Below are 16,690 nucleotides of genomic sequence, written 5' to 3'. Positions count from 1 at the left end.
CCGCGGCCCTTGATACTTAGACTTCGTATGGAGACTGCTGATACTGCTGAGACTCGAATCAGAAGCCTTAGTTTAGGCGAGCATGCAGTCCTTGTAAATCATAGACTTCCAGGTCCTTCAGATATCGGAGGCCTTCGACCGCCGCACGGGCGCCGGACATGGTCGTGTAGTACGTGACCTTGTTGGCTTGCGCGCTCATACGGATCGAGCGGGAATCAGCAATCGCGGCGCGCGTTTCATCTACCGTCGTAAAGACCAGGGCAATTTCACCGTTCTTGATCATGTCGACAATGTGCGGCCGGCCATCCTTCACCTTGTTCACGACCTTGACTGGAACGCCTGCCGCTTCGATCGCTGCTGCCGTGCCCTTGGTCGCGACGATCGGATAGCCGAGTTCGTGCAGCATGGTCGCGACTTCCACGGCCTTTTGCTTGTCGGCGTCCATTACCGTCAGGAGGACCGTGCCGCTTTCCGGCAAGCGCGAGCCCGCCGCGAGCTGCGACTTGAAGAGCGCCTCGCCGAACGTGCGGCCCACGCCCATGACTTCACCCGTCGAACGCATTTCAGGTCCGAGCACCGGATCGACAGCCGGGAATTTCACAAACGGAAACACCGCTTCCTTGACGCTGAAATACGGCGGGATCACTTCCTTCGTGACGCCTTGCGCGGCCAGCTTCTGGCCGACCATCGCGCGCGCGGCGATCTTTGCCAGCGGCAAACCCGTCGCCTTCGAAACATACGGCACCGTGCGCGATGCGCGCGGATTCACTTCGAGCACGTAGATCACGTCTTGCTTCGTACCGTCTTCACGCGGCACCTGCTGGATCGCGAACTGCACGTTCATCAGGCCGACCACGTTCAGCGCGCGCGCCATGGCGCCGGTCTGGCGCTTGAGTTCGTCGATGGTTTCCTGCGACAGCGAATACGGTGGCAGCGAGCAAGCCGAGTCGCCCGAATGCACGCCCGCCTGTTCGATATGCTCCATCACGCCGCCGATAAACACTGCCTCGCCGTCCGAAATACAGTCGACATCGCATTCGATGGCGTCGTTCAGGAAGCGGTCGAGCAGCACCGGCGAGTCGTGCGAGACCTTCACGGCCTCGCGCATATAACGTTCGAGATCGCGCGGCTCGTGGACGATTTCCATCGCGCGGCCGCCGAGCACGTACGAAGGACGCACGACCAGCGGATAACCGATTTCTTCGGCAAGACGCAGCGCTTCGTCTTCGGCGCGCGCCGTGCGGTTCGGCGGCTGACGCAGGTTCAGGTCCTGCAAGAGCTTCTGGAAACGCTCGCGGTCTTCGGCGGCATCGATCATGTCCGGTGACGTTCCGACGATCGGCACGCCGTTGGCTTCGAGGTCGAGCGCAAGCTTCAACGGCGTCTGGCCGCCGTACTGCACGATCACGCCAACGGGCTTCTCCAGATCGACGATTTCAAGCACGTCTTCGAGCGTCAACGATTCGAAATACAGCCGATCGGAGGTGTCGTAGTCCGTCGAAACGGTCTCGGGGTTGCAATTGACCATGATGGTTTCATAGCCGTCTTCGCGCATCGCCAAAGCTGCGTGCACGCAGCAATAATCGAATTCGATGCCCTGCCCGATCCGGTTCGGGCCACCGCCCAAAACCATGATCTTCTTTTTATCGGTGGGATTGGCTTCGCACTCTTCCTCGTAAGTCGAGTACATGTATGCGGTTTTCGTCGCGAACTCGGCAGCGCACGTGTCCACGCGCTTGTAGACCGGACGCACCTTCAATGCGTGGCGATGTTTGCGCACAGCCGTTTGATCCGAGCCCAGCAGCTTTGCAAGGCGACGATCCGAAAAACCGCTTTGCTTCAGGTACAGCATTTCGTCCTTGGTCAGGCTCTCGACGGTACGACCGTTCAGCGCCTTTTCCTTCTGGATGATCTGCTCGATCTGCGCGATGAACCACGGGTCGATCGACGTCTCTTCGAAGATTTCCTGAGCGGTCAGGCCAAGACGGAACGCGTCCCCCAGGAACCAGATCCGGTCGGGGCCCGGCTCGCCGATCTCGCGAATGACTTCGTCGCGGCTGGTGGTCTTTTCGTCGAGCCCATCCACGCCGACTTCCAGGCCGCGCAACGCCTTCTGGAACGACTCCTGGAACGTGCGGCCAATCGCCATCACCTCGCCGACCGACTTCATTTGCGTCGTCAGGCGGGCATCGGCTTCGCGGAATTTTTCGAACGCGAAACGCGGAATCTTCGTGACCACATAGTCGATGGTCGGCTCGAACGACGCCGGCGTCTGACCGCCCGTGATCTCGTTCTTCAACTCGTCGAGCGTGTAGCCAACGGCCAGTTTTGCTGCGACCTTCGCAATCGGAAAACCCGTCGCCTTCGATGCCAGCGCCGACGAACGCGACACACGCGGATTCATCTCGATCACGACCATGCGGCCGTCTTTCGGGTTGATTGCGAACTGCACGTTCGAGCCGCCCGTGTCCACGCCGATCTCGCGCAGCACAGCAAGCGACGCATTACGCAGGATCTGATATTCCTTGTCGGTGAGCGTTTGCGCCGGCGCGACCGTGATGGAGTCGCCGGTATGCACGCCCATTGGGTCCAGGTTTTCGATCGAGCACACGATGATGCAATTGTCCTGCGTGTCGCGGACCACTTCCATCTCGAACTCTTTCCAGCCGAGCAACGATTCTTCGATCAGCAATTCGCGCGTGGGCGAAAGATCCAGCCCGCGACGGCAAATTTCCTCGAATTCTTCCTTGTTGTATGCAATCCCGCCGCCCGATCCACCCAGTGTGAACGACGGACGAATCACGGTCGGATACCCGCCGCTGCCGGTCTGCGCGGCGATATCCGCCTGCACCTGCAGCGCTTCTTCCATGGAATGCGCAATTCCCGACTTGGCCGACCCAAGGCCGATCTTCGTCATCGCTTCCTTGAACTTCTGGCGGTCCTCAGCTTTGTCGATGGCTTCCGGCGACGCGCCGATCAACTCGACCTTGTACTTTTCCAGCACGCCGTGATGGAACAAGTCGAGCGCGCAATTCAGCGCGGTTTGTCCGCCCATGGTCGGCAGGATGGCGTCGGGCCGTTCTTTATCGATGATGCGCTCGACCACTTCCCACGTGATCGGCTCGATATACGTGACGTCCGCCGTGTTCGGGTCGGTCATGATCGTCGCGGGGTTGCTGTTGACGAGAATGACCTTGTAGCCTTCCTCGCGCAGCGCCTTGCACGCCTGCGCGCCCGAATAATCGAACTCGCACGCCTGGCCGATGATGATCGGTCCCGCGCCGATGATGAGGATGCTCTTGATGTCTGTCCGCTTCGGCATAACTGCTCTCAATGATTGTGTTGCGTGTTCTGGTCTGGCCCGCGTCTCAGGCTGCTTCTTTTTGCGCTTCCATCAGGCCGACGAAGCGATCGAACAAGTACGCGATATCGTTCGGCCCCGGCGATGCTTCAGGATGTCCCTGGAAGCAGAACGCGGGTTTGTCGGTGAGCGCGAAGCCTTGCAGCGTGCCATCGAAGAGCGACGTATGCGTAACCTTGGCGTTGGCGGGGAGCGTCGACGCATCGACGGCAAAACCGTGGTTCTGCGACGTGATCACCACGCGACCATTTTCGAGATCCTTCACCGGATGATTCGCGCCGTGATGGCCCGTTTTCATCTTCATGGTCTTGGCGCCGACGGCGAGACCCATGATCTGGTGACCCAGGCAAATGCCGAACGTGGGAATGCCACGCGCGATGAACTCACGCGTCGCGCGAATGGCGTAATCGCACGGTTCCGGGTCGCCTGGGCCGTTCGAAAGGAAGATGCCGTCCGGGTTGAGCGCGAGGGCGTCGGCGGCCGTGGCTTCAGCCGGCAGCACGGTGACGTGGCAACCGCGCTCCGCGAGCATGCGCAGGATGTTGTACTTCACGCCGTAGTCAAACGCGACCACTCTGTATTGCGGCGCCTTCTGCTCGCCGTAGCCGCTTTCCAGTTTCCATTCGGATTGCGTCCACTCGTACTTCTCTTTCGTGGAGACGACTTTCGCGAGATCCATTCCCGACAAACCCGGAAACGAGCGCGCGAGTTCCAGGGCTTTGGCTTCGTCGTCACCCGCCAAAATGCAGCCGTTTTGCGCGCCCTTGTCACGCAGAACGCGCGTGAGTTTGCGAGTATCGATATTGGAGATCGCAACGACGTTTTCAGCTTTCAGATAATCCGAAAGCGTTTGTTCGGAACGGAAATTCGACGCCAGCACCGGCAGATCGCGAATGATCAGACCGGCGGCATGGACTTTGGTGGATTCGACATCTTCAGCGTTCACGCCGACATTGCCGATATGCGGGTAGGTCAGCGTGACGATTTGGCGGGCGTAGCTCGGATCAGTCAGGATTTCCTGATAACCGGTGATGGCGGTGTTGAACACCACTTCGCCGATTGTGTGACCGGACGCGCCGATCGAGTGACCACGAAAGACCGTGCCGTCGGCGAGTGCGAGGATTGCGGGAGAGAATGACGGCAACACGGGAGGCTCCTTGGGAACACCCTGTTGCCGACCTGTCATCCGACCGTGGAGTCGCGCGCGGCCTTGTAAGTGGCGCATGCAGACCCGCATCGCGTTCCACGGCGTTGGCGCATCGCTCGCCTTTTCTGCCTCTGCGCTGCTGTTGAGAGAAGCGCGAATCAGGCGTCAGGCGGGTTGCGCGCATAGGCAGAAGCGCGGCGGATGAACGGTGATTGGGAGGTAGGCGCTAGGGTGTAGGTTGATTTGCTCAAACCTTCGAATTATAGCCCGAAAACGCCCTTCCCTCCAAATTTGAGACGCGTGGCACGCAAGAGACGTTCCAGGGTAGGCGCTGTGAACCAGGCCTGGCGGGCTTTGCCCGCTCAGGACGCGACGCCTTCGCGCTTTTCGAGAACACTGCGCGGCAGCACATACCAGATGGCGCTTGCGATCTGCAGCGCAATCAGCACGCCCCACACGCTCAGATGCGCGGCGACCGGATAGTGCCCCGCTTGCACGGACCAGCGCGAAAGCATCGCGCCAATGCCGACCTGCAACCCGAAGATCAGGATGAACAGCACGAGCGTCAGCGTGCTGTGCGCGCGGCCAATCATGTGGGTCGGGAAATACTCGGCCATCACGGCATAACTCAGAATGCCCGTGCCGCCGAAAATCCCGTAGCACGCGATCAGGAATGCCGGCGATATAGGCGCGCGCACGAGCATCAACACCTGGACGAGCACGAAAAGCGCCATGCCGAAGCCACAAAACGCGTAGACCGTGATTCCCCGTTTTGCCAGGCTGCGCGCCGCCGCGCCGAAACTCACGCAGCCGATCATCATCGCAATTCCGAGCACCGATACCAGCACCGCCGCGTATTGAGCGCTGAGGCCCATGACATCCAGCAGATAGGGCCTGATCCACAGCGACTGCATCGCGTAGAAAACGCCCTGCGTCACCACCGAAAACGATGCGATCTTCCAGAACGTGCCGCTGCGCAAGATGTGCCAGGTGCCCTTGAATTGCGTGAGCATGTCCGCTTTCCGATGCCCGTCATCGCGATGCTCTGGAGCGAACAGGAAGATGGCAGCGGCCACCGCAAGCGTCATCACGACAAGACCAAAGCAGATGTGACGCCAGTCGGTCACGCCCAGCGTCCATGCAAGCGGCGAGCCGACGACCACGCCACCAAGGCCGCCGATAGCCATGACGAAGCCGTTGACCATCGGCAATTGCGCGACGGGAAGGATTTGAGCGAGCGCCTTGAACGCGGCGCTCATGCACACGGACACTCCCACGCCGATCAACAAGCGCCCCAGCATCATCCCGCCGATACCCCCGGCCGCACCGAATACGCCGATGCCGAGCGCCGCGAACAGCAGCATGCCGGCCGTGACGCGACGCGGCCCAAACCGGTCGAGCAAGATGCCGACCGGAATCTGCGCCGCTGCGAAGCCAAGGAAATAAAGCGATGTAAGCAAGCCGAGATCCGCGCCCGACAGCCCGAGATCGTGTGTGATGTACGGCGCGAAGCCCAGATTCACGCCGCGGAAAACGTACGAGACAAAGTACCCGGCCGAGAACAGGAAGAACACGCGAAGACGAACGGAGGACGTCATGTGCAGCGCAGGGCTTTATAGGATTTGAAGCAGAAGTTTAACTTGCACGCTCAAATAAAAACGCCGTCACCTTGGTGACGGCGTGGATTCTTGACCGCACGGACAGCTTGTTATTTTTTCTTTTTATCGGCGGTCTTCGTATTCTTCGATGCTGCAGCGGCCGGCTTCACCGCTACCGGCTTGGCTTTCGTCGGAGCGCTGGCTTTCTCGGCGACACGCGTCACCTTGACCGGCGCTGCGCTGGCCTTGCCGTTACGCGCGACAACAGCCTTCGATTGCGGCGCATGCGTGCCGATCTTCGAGACGCCGCCCCTCGTCCGGCTCGTCGCACTGACAGTCTCAACGCGGATCGGACCTGGTTCGGCAGGCACGGCACGGCCGACCGGCACATGCAGAACCATCACCTGACCCGGCAACACGGAATCGCGATGCGTCCGGTTCCAGCCCTTCAGTTGGCCGACCGAGACGTTGTATCGATCAGCGAAGGTCGACATGGACTGCGCGCGGCGGACCCGGATCAGCATCTTGCGGGTATCGGGCACGTCCGGCTCGACCGCCAGCATGGCGCTTTCGGCGACGTCGGCGCTGATGTCTTCGTCGTCGTCATCGCCGCGCGGCACGACAATGGTCGACCCTGCCTTCAGCCGCATGCCCGCTGGAATTCGGTTCACGGACATCAGTGTGTCGGCATCCACGCCGATCTTCTGCGCGATCACCGCGGGCGTGGCGCGTTCGCTGACCGTATAAGTGGTCCACGACGACAATGCGCCCGAATACGTCTTCAAGTTCTTCTGGAAGATGTTGGCGTTATCGAAAGGAAGCAGGATTTGCGGATTGGTCGCGCCCAGGATCACCGGCTTCGCGAACGACGGATTCAGCGAACGGAACTCCTCCACCGTCATGCCGGCGAGTTTCGCGGCCATCGTCACATCGATATCTCGCGCCGTGGTGACGGTCACGAAATAGGGATGATTCGGAATGTCCGGCAACGTCAGCCCGTACATCTGCGGATTCGCGACGATGTTCTTCACCGCCTGCAGCTTCGGCACGTAGTTGCGCGTCTCGTTCGGCATGCGCAGGCTTTGATAGTCCGTCGGCAAGCCCAGCGCTTCGTTCTTCGCGATCGCGCGCTGCACACTGCCTTCGCCCCAGTTATACGCGGCGAGCGCCAGATGCCAGTCGCCGAACATGTCGTGCAGTCGCGAGAGATAGTCGAGCGCCGCGCTGGTGGACGCCAGCACGTCGCGCCGCTCGTCCTGAAACATGTTCTGCTTCAGGTTGTAGTCGCGGCCGGTGCCCGGCACGAACTGCCACATGCCGGCAGCTTTCGCCACGGAGAGCGCTTGCGGGTTATAAGCCGATTCAATAAACGGCAGCAACGCAAGCTCGGTCGGCATGTGCCGCTGCTCGAGTTCCTCGACGATGTGATACAGATATTTCTGTGACCGCCCGGTCATGCGCTCGACGTAATCGGGGCGCTGCGCGTACCAGTTCACCTGCATGTCGACCAGGTCGCTCTGCAGGTCCGGAATCTGGAAGCCCCGGCGGATACGTCCCCACAAATCGCCGTCAGGTCCGGAAAGCGAATCGACTGACGTTTTGTCGACGTTGATCGTTTCCTTGGCGGCGGCAGTCTTGCGGATGGTGTCAGCTACGGCTTGCTGCTTCTGGGCGGAAGGGAGTGAAGATAGGGAGTTGGTCGCTGTCGGCCCCTGGCTGGCACATGCAGCCAAAGTCAGGACGAGTAGCGCGCTAAAAATCAATCGCATGAACGTCTCGGATTCCAAAAAATGTGCTTGGAAATTTGGACCCGATAGTACGGAACCGCACGCATCACGTCAATATAAATGCAAAAAACACAGCAAAATCCGGGACCTGCAATGCATTTCAACGTTTCAGATGAAGATAACCGCGGATGTTTGCGGGTTAGCGAAATTTGTCTTTCCAGCCGCGCACGAGCGTGAACGCATCGAGCCGGTCGCGCACTGGACGCCCGAACTGGGCGGCAAGCGTGGCCTGGACGTTTTTATCGTCGACGCGCAGGAACGGGTTGACCTGGCGTTCGTGCAAGAGCGTGGTTGGAATGGTCGGCTGGTTTTGCGCGCGCAAATCCTCTGCGTCCTTCTGCCAGACGGCGAGCGCGGCATTACCAGGGTCCGCCGCGCGTGCAAACCGGATGTTCGACAGCGTATATTCGTGCGCGCAGTGAACGCGCGTCGCGTCCGGGAGCGCGGCGAGGGCGTCGAGAGAACTCAGCATTTGTTGCGGCGTGCCTTCGAAGAGCCGGCCGCAACCGCTCGCGAAAAGCGTGTCGCCGCAGAACAGATGCGGCGTGCCTTCTGTGTCCGCAGCCTGGAAATACGCGATGTGCCCTGCCGTATGCCCCGGCACGTCGATGACCGAGCATTCCAGCGCGGGACTCGCGATACTTACGGTGTCGCCCTGCTTCACGCGCCGCGTCAGATGGTCGATTGCCTCGCTGGCCGGGCCGATCACAGGGATCTCACCATCGGCCGATCGGCTAACGAGCAGTTTTGCGACACCGCCGACGTGGTCGTGATGATGGTGCGTGAGTAAAATAGCAGTCAGCCGCCAACCGCGTTTAGTCAGATAGGCTTCGACAGGCGCGGCATCGCCCGGATCGACAACGACGGCATCTTCTCCGTCGGAAATGACCCAGATGTAGTTGTCTTCAAACGCCGGAACCGGCACGTACTCAAGCGTTTTCATAAGGCGACTCACCCGAACATGTCAGAGCGAACGATTATAGACTGGCCCGCCTGGACGGTTTCTGCGCCCGGCCGCTACGTGCTCGACTGGGAGCAGGCGCAGCTCGACCGCGTGGTATCGGATATTTTTGGCTATCACGCGCTGCAGTTGGGCCTGCCCGGGCTCGACGCGCTGCGCGAGAATCGCATGCCGTATCGCGGCCTCGTGCTCGATACAGCCAGCGCCGCGAGCGCGCCGTTCACGCTCCCGCCCGCGGTTTCAGCCGATGCCCGGCCGGGCGTGACCGCGCTGCCATCGGCAAGCCGTGGTTTGCACGCGCCTTCGGGCCGCAGCGCCGTGTGGTGCGACCTGCTGGATTTGCCGTTCGAAGCGCAGAGCGTGGATTTGCTCGTGATGCCGCATACGCTCGAATTCACGAGCGATCCGCACAGGCTGTTGCGCGAAGCCGAGCGCGTGCTGATGCCCGAGGGCCAGTTGATCATTCTCGGCTTCAATTCGCTGAGTTTGTGGGGCGCGCGGCAATCGCTCGGAAAGGTTGCCGGCCGGCCGTTCGTGCCGTCAGCGCATGAAATGATTGCGTTCACGCGGATCAAGGACTGGATCAAGCTGCTCGGATTCGATCTTGAACGCGGGCGCTTCGGCTGCTATCGTCCGCCTCTTCTCACCGATCAATGGCTTGCGCGCTATCAATTCATGGAAGCCGCCGGCGACCGCTGGTGGCCCATTTTCGGCGCGGCCTACATGATCACCGCCATCAAGCGCGTGCGCGGCATGCGCCTGATCGGGCCGCGCAAGCTGAAAAAACCCGCCCTCGCACCGGGCCTGGCCCCGGTCGCCACGCCGCATACACGCAACGAACATTGATGACCCAAGACTCCACGGACAAAGTAATCGATATCTATACCGACGGCGCCTGCAAAGGCAATCCCGGCCCGGGCGGCTGGGGCGCGTTGCTGCGCTTCGGCGATCAGGAGAAGGAGTTGTTCGGTGGCGAGACACCGACCACCAACAACCGCATGGAACTGATGGGCGTGATTTCCGCGCTCGAGGCGCTCAAGCGTCCGTGCCGCGTGGTGATCCACACCGATTCGCAATATGTCCAGAAAGGCATCAGCGAATGGATCCACGGCTGGAAGAAGAAGAACTGGATGACGGCGGCGAAAACGCCCGTCAAGAACGCGGATCTCTGGAAGCGGCTCGATGCGCTCGTGGTCCAGCACCAGATTGAATGGCGCTGGGTGAAAGGCCACGCCGGCCATCCGGAAAATGAACGCGCCGACGCGCTCGCGAATCGCGGCGTGACTTCACTCGCCGAAGGCTAACTTTTTATCCCTATGCGCCAACTCGTACTCGATACCGAAACAACCGGCCTCAACGCCCGCACGGGCGATCGCATTATCGAAATCGGCTGCGTCGAGCTTGTGAATCGACGCCTCACTGGCAACAACCTGCATTTCTACGTCAATCCGGGACGCGACAGCGATCCGGGCGCGCTTGCCGTGCACGGCCTCACCACGGAATTTCTCAGCGACAAACCCAAGTTCGCCGACATCGCGCATGAGTTGCGCGACTTCGTGGCGGGCGCGGAGCTGATCATCCATAACGCGCCGTTTGACGTCGGCTTTATGGATGTCGAGTTCGCGCTGCTGGGCATGCCTTGCGTGAAGGATGTGTGCGGCGGCGTGATCGACACGTTGGTGAATGCGAAGCAGATGTTCCCCGGCAAGCGCAATTCACTCGATGCCTTGTGCGACCGCTTTGGCATCAGCAATGCGCATCGAACGCTGCACGGCGCTTTGCTCGACTCGGAGTTGCTCGCGGAAGTTTATCTGGCGATGACCCGCGGCCAGGAAAGCCTGGTCATCGACATGCTGGGCGAGATGCCCACGTCCGGGCCGGGTCATGCGCCGCGTATCGCGCTGGATGATCTGCAGTTGCCGGTACTGTTGGCGTCGGAGGAAGAATTGAGCGCGCATTTCGCGGCCCTCGATGACCTCGACAAAGCGGTCAAAGGGACAAGCGTGTGGAGAATCGAAACGGTTATCGATGCCCAGATCTCGGCCGCGCGGTGATCCGGTCAGCAGGATAATTGACGCACCCGAAGAATCACTTTACGAAACGGCTAAGCTCTGACATAATCCAAAGCTCTTCGGGTGGTTAGCTCAGCGGTAGAGCACTGCCTTCACACGGCAGGGGTCACAGGTTCAATCCCTGTACCACCCACCAGGATTTCGCGGTTGAATATATGCCGCGTGAAAAGGCCCTCAGGCGAAAGCTTGAGGGCCTTTTTCTTTGTAGCGTGATGCGCGCGATTTCAACCCGCCCAAATTCCCCGCGCCATTCCTGTTGCAGCGATCACCATCACAATGATCAAGCCACCTTCAGCGTCGCTCATCGCGGCGAACTTCCGTGCCTTGCCCAGATCGATCACCGTGCCGCGGCCAACGCCCATGCGCCATTTGATCAAGGCGATCATCGGCGAGATTTCGATCAGGATGATCAGCACGAGCGCCGTCATCTTCAGGTGGAAAAGCGGCTCGTGCAAATAATAAGCACTGCCTTTTTCGAAGCCGCCAAACGCGCGCGTCGCGCCGGTGATCAGCAGGATGAGCGCGGTAACGCCCCAGATGTTATCGGCGCGAAAAACCTGCTTCAGGCGGGCGGAATTCGCGCTGATCGAACTGGCAGGATCAAGTTGGCGCAACGCCCTCGCCCGCCCGAAAACCGAAGCAAGTGCAAATCCAAACGCCAGCAAGTGAATGGCTGCGAGACACCATCGAGCGAGCATGCGATCTCCTTTGCACAAGTAAGGTTCGGGCGCGTCAATTCAGGCTCTGACCCAACGATACTTCCAGCGCCCGCGCGGCCTTCCGGTCGCCTTCGCTAGCGAGCGGCGTGCGGAACACAGTCTTCCGATTATGACCGGCAGCGGCGGGCGAATCCCACAGCAATTCCATCTTGGCGCGCGCTCCGCGACTGAACAACGGGCGTTTGGCAGGAACCGCAGCAGCAGCATTTTCGGATGTCTTGAAGCCTTCCGGCCATTTCACCGATAACTCCCGTGCATCGTACTGACCAAGCTTGCGGCTTTCGGCCCAGACCACGGCGGTGCGCGTGGCGTTATCGATGGAAATGGCATAACGGCCAATGGCAAACCGTCGCGCTGCGAAATTCGAACGCCAGAGTGCACGCGGCCGGCAGATCCACAGCACCACGGCGTAAAGCGCGGGCGCGACGAGCAGCCACCCGTTGGTTTGCGCAAGCGCGTGCGCCGCGCTTTTCCAGCCGGCGGTCCACGTGAAAAATCCCACCGACCAGACCGCAAATACGAAACTCAACAGCGCGAGCAAACGCAACGCTTGCCGCAACCATTGCGGCAACGGATGCAGCGGCCGTTCGGCACGCGCGCGGGCGCCCGGAAGAAACAGCAAAAGAAACAGCAGAACGAGGTTGATGCAAGCCCATGGCGATGAAGTCATTGCGCGCATGGAAGAGAAATAGCCCATCTGTGACATCGAGAACATCCAGCGAGCGACGAGCACGAGTCCGATCGCCCGCAGCGCGAACACGGTGCCGGCGCCCGCGACCGTAATCGGTGCCGGCTTCGCGCTACTCTGCTTCGTTCTCGCCAAAACTTCGCTCCTGTTCACGACTTTCCTTGTTTGCACGATTCAAATGTTTGCCGGCGCGCAATTTGATCTTTACTGGAAATTCCACGTCTAACCGTCCAATTCCGCCAATCACGTCGTCTTTTGGCGGAGCCAGCACATTATATGGAGAATGTCGAAGCCGCCATGAGGCTTGCCCCTCCAACCCGCCGATAACCCTTCCAGCTTGGCCTTTCAGTGTGTCAAAACAACAACGCCCCGTGCGCCTGAAGGCGCACGGGGCGTTGTTTGATCACCCGCGTGAGCGGTGTGAGCGGTGGACTTAGCTTGCGTTGACTTCGCGCAGCACGGTCCGGCGCTTTGCGCGCAGCAGCTCTTCGTAGGTCTGGACGTAACGGGCGGCCATGACCTTCGACGAGAAACGCGTTTCAAACGCCTGGCGCACCTTGGCGCGCGGCAGCGTGTGAAGGCGCTTCACAGCGGCGATCGCGCTGAGTTCGTCTTCCACGACAAACCCCGACACGCCGTTTTCGATCACTTCCGGCACCGACCCACGATTGAACGCGATCACCGGCGTACCGCACGCCATGGCTTCGATCATCACGAGACCAAACGGCTCCGGCCAGTCGATCGGGAACAGCAGCGCGTGCGCGTTGCCGAGGAATTCGGTCTTTTGCTGCTCGTTGATTTCGCCGATGTACTCAACGTGCGGCAACGCGAACAGCGGCTTGATCTGCTCTTCGTAATACGCGCGGTCGGCGTTATCGATTTTTGCGGCGATCTTGATCTTCATGCCCGCAGCGCCGGCAATCCGAATCGCCCGGTCAACGCGCTTTTCCGGCGAGATACGGCCGAGGAACGCAAGATACCCCGGCTCAACGTTGGGAACCGGCGTCAGCAGGTTTTCCGGCAGGCCGTGATAAACCGTCGAAAGCCAGTTGGCTTGCGGCAGCGGCTGGCGCTGATTGTCCGAGATCGAAACGACCGGCGCTTCATTGAACGTGCTGAAAATCGGCTGTAGTTCCGGCAAGTCGAGACGGCCGTGCATGGTCGTCAGGAACGGCACCGGCTGGCGCGAGAACAGCGAGAACGGATAGTAGTCGATGTGAAAATGCAGCACGTCGAACTCATCGGCGCGACGGCGCACTTCTTCCAGCAACAGCATGTGCGGCGCCATCGTGTCGCGGATGGTCGGGTCGAGGCGCAGCGCCTGCGGCCAGAACGCTTCGAGCTTCGCGGACGTTTGCGAATCACCGCTCGCGAACAGCGTGACGTCGTGACCGGCCTCAACCAGGGCTTCGGTCAGATAGGACACCACGCGCTCCGTGCCGCCGTAGAACTTCGGGGGGACGGCTTCGTGGAGAGGCGCGATTTGAGCGATTCGCATGTCGAAAACTCCTAATAATGTCAGGCAAATTGATGCGCTTGGCATCGGTCATGTTTAATCAAGCGAATCGCCCACCCGGGCTTGGCACGATGCTGGTCATCCAGCGCAATTGCCAATAGCACGAGAAAAAAATCGCGATGCTTCGCTGTTGCTTGGGTGTTTCGGGTTTGTGCCCTTCCGCCCTTCTTGCTTCGCGCGTCTGTTTCGGAGGGTGATCCCAAAGAGCAAGAACGGGTCCATCTCGTAAAACCGGCGCACCTAGCGATAAACGCACAACCTGCAAGGCCGTTGACCGGAACCTACAACAAGCTGTCAAAAAATCTAAGGGCAAACCCGCACGGAGTATCGCGGTTTTTACAAGCTTTTCACGCCCGCATTTCAACTTATTTACGTTGTTACATCGTCGATACACTTTGCAAGCCCTTGTTTAACAAGGCTGTTCTACATTGTACGAACACGCCGCAGCGCTTCTCTGGAAGCAAGCCGATGCGGTCAGGCCAAACTGTGACGACCGGCGCGCCATGACCGGGATGTCCATCAATGCGTTCCATCGCAATTCTCTCGCAGCAGGACCGCCACGTGCTCTAACCCTTCGCAGGAAGTTGCAGGAAGTATTCGGCAAACCAGGCGGTCATTCGCCCGATGTATGGCGAATAACCACGAGCCATTCAAGCACGGCAGGACGGAATTTTGGCGAAGTGCAGGACGCCATCCCGCCATCGGTACCTGGCAAAGCGACCCGCTTTCGCGGAATTTGCGTGAGTTCTGATGGATAAGTGCCACGGAAAGGACTACGCGAGGGGATTTGGCTCGCTACACTGGCTACAATTCAACAATCGTCGCTGCGCGGCGTTTGGCTTGATTGATTGCTGCATTGGATGCCCGGACGGACTGCCCGACGCGCCTTGCTTGTGGCCACGGCGAAGCACCGCGCTCAACCGCTCTACTCGACCTAAAACGACCAATTGGACCAACTCACCGTCTCCCAGCGTAACGTACACAACGCCAAGCTAGCGAGCTACGCGCATCGCCCGCTTGCGTTCCTGTTTCGTTACATCCGCCGGCATCCCGTCGCGCACACCATCGTGCTGGTCAGCGTGCTGGCGGCTGTCGGCTGCGCGCTCGCTTCGCAGTACGCGATCAAACATCTGATCGATGTGCTCGGCCAGGGCCGCGGACATCCCGGCCCGCTTTGGGCTGCCTTCATGATCCTGGTCGGCCTGATCGCCGCCGATAACCTGCTGTGGCGGGTCGGCGGCTGGGTCGGCGCGCATGCGTTCGTCGTGGTGACGGGCGACTTGCGGCGTGATTTATTCTCGTATCTCAGCGGCCACTCTCCCACGTACTTCTCGGAGAAACAGCCCGGCATGCTCGCGAGCCGGATCACGGCGACATCGAACGCGATCTATACCGCCGAAAACACCATGGCGTGGAACGTGTTGCCGCCGTGCATCGCGGTGATCGGCGCGATCTTCATGATCATCGCGGTGAATCCGCTGATGGCCGGCGGGTTGATGCTGGCGTCCGCCATTCTCGCTTTCGTGCTCTACAGACTGGCGGGGCGCGGGTCGGCACGGCATCACACGTTTGCATCGAAGGCGGCGTCGGTGGACGGCGAACTGGTCGATGTGATCGGCAACATGGCGCTCGTGCGTGCCTTCGGCATGACGTTCCGCGAGCAAAAACGCTTCGGCTCGACGGTCAAGGCCGAAATGGTCGCGCGCCAGCAGAGCTTGCTGTACCTCGAAAAATTGCGTCTTTTTCACGCGGTCGTGACGGCAATCCTGTCCGCCGGGCTGCTAGGCTGGGCGCTGTGGCTCTGGTCGAAAGGCCAGGCGACTTCCGGCGATATTGTGCTGGTCAGTTCGCTCGGCTTCACGATTCTTCACGGCACGCGGGATCTCGCCGTGGCGCTCGTGGACGTGACGCAGCACGTGGCGCGTCTTTCGGAAGCCGTGCAAACGCTGCTGGAACCGCACGGCATGCCGGACCGGTCGGACGCCACCGAACTTGTGCCGCAAGGCGGCCGTGTCGATTTCGAAGAAGTGACGTTTGCGTATCCGCGCCGCCGTCCGATCCTCGATAAATTCAACCTGCATATTGAACCGGGTCAGCGCGTCGGGCTGATCGGCAAATCGGGCGCGGGGAAATCGACCGTGCTCGCCCTGTTGCAACGCTTCTATGAAGCGCAAGGCGGCGCGATCAAGGTCGACGGGCAGGATATATCGCTGATCACGCAGGACAGCTTGCGGATGTCGATCGCGCTCGTGCCGCAGGATATCTCGCTGTTTCATCGGACGGTCTACGAGAACATCGCTTATGGCCGGCCGGAAGCTACACGCGAAGAAGTGCTCGCCGCAGCTCGCGAAGCGCGCTGCACGGATTTTATCGAAGCGATGCCTGAAGGGTTCGATACCATCGTCGGCGATCGTGGCGTGAAGTTGTCGGGCGGTCAGCGCCAGCGGATTGCCATCGCGCGCGCGATCCTGAAGAACGCACCGATTCTTCTGCTCGACGAAGCCACGTCCGCGCTCGACAGCTCATCTGAGGAAGCCATTCAGCAAGCGCTCGACCGGCTGATGGTCGGCCGCACTGTGATCGCGATCGCGCACCGGTTGTCGACGCTGCAGGGCTTCGACCGGATCATCGTGATGAGCGCGGGCAAGGTAATCGATGACGGATCGCCGCAGCAATTGCGGGATCGTCCGGGTTTGTATCGGGAATTGTTGTCGAAGCAGCATGGGAAGTTGCCGCCGACCACGATGCCCTCGCAGCAACTCGCGGCCAAGGCCGAACAGACGTAATTGGGCCTTTTCAGGCAAATAAAAAACCGCTTCGGGCAGAAACCGAAGCGGTTTT

At 60.4% G+C, this 16,690-nt stretch carries 12 protein-coding genes and 1 tRNA gene; 5 read left to right on the top strand and 8 right to left on the bottom strand.

What is annotated here, in order from left to right; translation table 11 throughout:
• Window positions 1-67 precede the first annotated feature (67 nt).
• From carB to gloB, 5 genes are all read right to left on the bottom strand, one after another.
• Window positions 68-3,322 carry a carbamoyl-phosphate synthase large subunit gene (carB, locus tag HB633_RS15290; protein WP_213778905.1) on the bottom strand — a complete coding sequence of 1,085 codons (3,255 nt, stop codon included), beginning with the start codon at window positions 3,320-3,322 and terminating at the stop codon, window positions 68-70.
• A 46-nt stretch (window positions 3,323-3,368) separates the two neighbouring features.
• On the bottom strand, window positions 3,369-4,508 hold the full coding sequence (carA, locus tag HB633_RS15285; RefSeq protein ID WP_213778904.1) for a glutamine-hydrolyzing carbamoyl-phosphate synthase small subunit: 1,140 nt from the start codon (window positions 4,506-4,508) through the stop codon (window positions 3,369-3,371).
• 362 nt (window positions 4,509-4,870) lie between these two features.
• The gene (locus tag HB633_RS15280) at window positions 4,871-6,112 is read right to left on the bottom strand and encodes an MFS transporter (protein ID WP_213779092.1); all 1,242 of its coding nucleotides are present in this window, start codon (window positions 6,110-6,112) and stop codon (window positions 4,871-4,873) included.
• A gap of 104 nt (window positions 6,113-6,216) precedes the next feature.
• On the bottom strand, window positions 6,217-7,875 hold the full coding sequence (locus HB633_RS15275) for a transglycosylase SLT domain-containing protein (RefSeq protein ID WP_213778903.1): 1,659 nt from the start codon (window positions 7,873-7,875) through the stop codon (window positions 6,217-6,219).
• Between the two features lie 157 nt (window positions 7,876-8,032).
• Window positions 8,033-8,836 carry a hydroxyacylglutathione hydrolase gene (gene gloB, locus HB633_RS15270; protein ID WP_213778902.1) on the bottom strand — a complete coding sequence of 268 codons (804 nt, stop codon included), beginning with the start codon at window positions 8,834-8,836 and terminating at the stop codon, window positions 8,033-8,035.
• Between the two features lie 18 nt (window positions 8,837-8,854).
• On the opposite strand from gloB, the gene HB633_RS15265 reads away from it, so the two are divergent.
• From HB633_RS15265 to HB633_RS15250, 4 genes are all read left to right on the top strand, one after another.
• Entirely contained in the window at window positions 8,855-9,700 is an 846-nt protein-coding gene (locus HB633_RS15265) for a class I SAM-dependent methyltransferase (RefSeq protein ID WP_213778901.1), read from the top strand.
• Window positions 9,700-10,158, top strand: coding sequence for a ribonuclease HI (rnhA, locus tag HB633_RS15260; protein ID WP_056354265.1), 459 nt, complete (start codon window positions 9,700-9,702; stop codon window positions 10,156-10,158). Before HB633_RS15265 ends, rnhA begins: the two co-directional genes overlap by 1 nt.
• A gap of 12 nt (window positions 10,159-10,170) precedes the next feature.
• Window positions 10,171-10,908: a DNA polymerase III subunit epsilon gene (gene dnaQ, locus HB633_RS15255; protein ID WP_213778900.1), complete on the top strand. Its 738-nt coding sequence runs from the start codon at window positions 10,171-10,173 to the stop codon at window positions 10,906-10,908.
• Window positions 10,909-10,987: 79 nt separating this feature from the next.
• Window positions 10,988-11,062: transfer RNA gene (locus HB633_RS15250), tRNA-Val, on the top strand.
• Window positions 11,063-11,150: 88 nt separating this feature from the next.
• On the opposite strand, the gene HB633_RS15245 is transcribed toward HB633_RS15250, so the two are convergent.
• The 3 genes from HB633_RS15245 to HB633_RS15235 all read right to left on the bottom strand — a co-directional run bounded on the left by HB633_RS15245 (window position 11,151) and on the right by HB633_RS15235 (window position 13,831).
• Window positions 11,151-11,624 carry a DUF2214 family protein gene (locus HB633_RS15245; RefSeq protein WP_213778899.1) on the bottom strand — a complete coding sequence of 158 codons (474 nt, stop codon included), beginning with the start codon at window positions 11,622-11,624 and terminating at the stop codon, window positions 11,151-11,153.
• A gap of 34 nt (window positions 11,625-11,658) precedes the next feature.
• The gene (locus HB633_RS15240) at window positions 11,659-12,468 is read right to left on the bottom strand and encodes a hypothetical protein (protein WP_213778898.1); all 810 of its coding nucleotides are present in this window, start codon (window positions 12,466-12,468) and stop codon (window positions 11,659-11,661) included.
• Between the two features lie 298 nt (window positions 12,469-12,766).
• Window positions 12,767-13,831, bottom strand: a complete 1,065-nt coding sequence (locus HB633_RS15235; RefSeq protein ID WP_213778897.1) for a glycosyltransferase family 4 protein — start codon at window positions 13,829-13,831, stop codon at window positions 12,767-12,769.
• 965 nt (window positions 13,832-14,796) lie between these two features.
• Here HB633_RS15235 and HB633_RS15230 point away from each other — a divergent pair.
• The gene (locus HB633_RS15230; RefSeq protein ID WP_213778896.1) at window positions 14,797-16,635 is read left to right on the top strand and encodes an ABC transporter ATP-binding protein; all 1,839 of its coding nucleotides are present in this window, start codon (window positions 14,797-14,799) and stop codon (window positions 16,633-16,635) included.
• The last annotated feature ends 55 nt before the right edge of the window (window positions 16,636-16,690 follow it).

Source organism: Caballeronia sp. dw_276, from assembly GCF_018449635.1.
Lineage (GTDB): Bacteria > Pseudomonadota > Gammaproteobacteria > Burkholderiales > Burkholderiaceae > Caballeronia.
This window is presented reverse-complemented; position numbering and strand designations above follow the sequence as displayed.

Excerpts from the sequence above, each read along its gene's own strand:
- carB (WP_213778905.1), bottom strand. The coding sequence starts at position 3,322 with ATGCCGAAGCGGACAGACATCAAGAGCATCCTCATCATCGGCGCGGGA.
- HB633_RS15275 (WP_213778903.1), bottom strand. The coding sequence starts at position 7,875 with ATGCGATTGATTTTTAGCGCGCTACTCGTCCTGACTTTGGCTGCATGT.
- gloB (WP_213778902.1), bottom strand. The coding sequence starts at position 8,836 with ATGAAAACGCTTGAGTACGTGCCGGTTCCGGCGTTTGAAGACAACTAC.
- HB633_RS15265 (WP_213778901.1), top strand. The coding sequence starts at position 8,855 with ATGTCAGAGCGAACGATTATAGACTGGCCCGCCTGGACGGTTTCTGCG.
- rnhA (WP_056354265.1), top strand. The coding sequence starts at position 9,700 with ATGACCCAAGACTCCACGGACAAAGTAATCGATATCTATACCGACGGC.
- dnaQ (WP_213778900.1), top strand. The coding sequence starts at position 10,171 with ATGCGCCAACTCGTACTCGATACCGAAACAACCGGCCTCAACGCCCGC.
- HB633_RS15245 (WP_213778899.1), bottom strand. The coding sequence starts at position 11,624 with ATGCTCGCTCGATGGTGTCTCGCAGCCATTCACTTGCTGGCGTTTGGA.
- HB633_RS15235 (WP_213778897.1), bottom strand. The coding sequence starts at position 13,831 with ATGCGAATCGCTCAAATCGCGCCTCTCCACGAAGCCGTCCCCCCGAAG.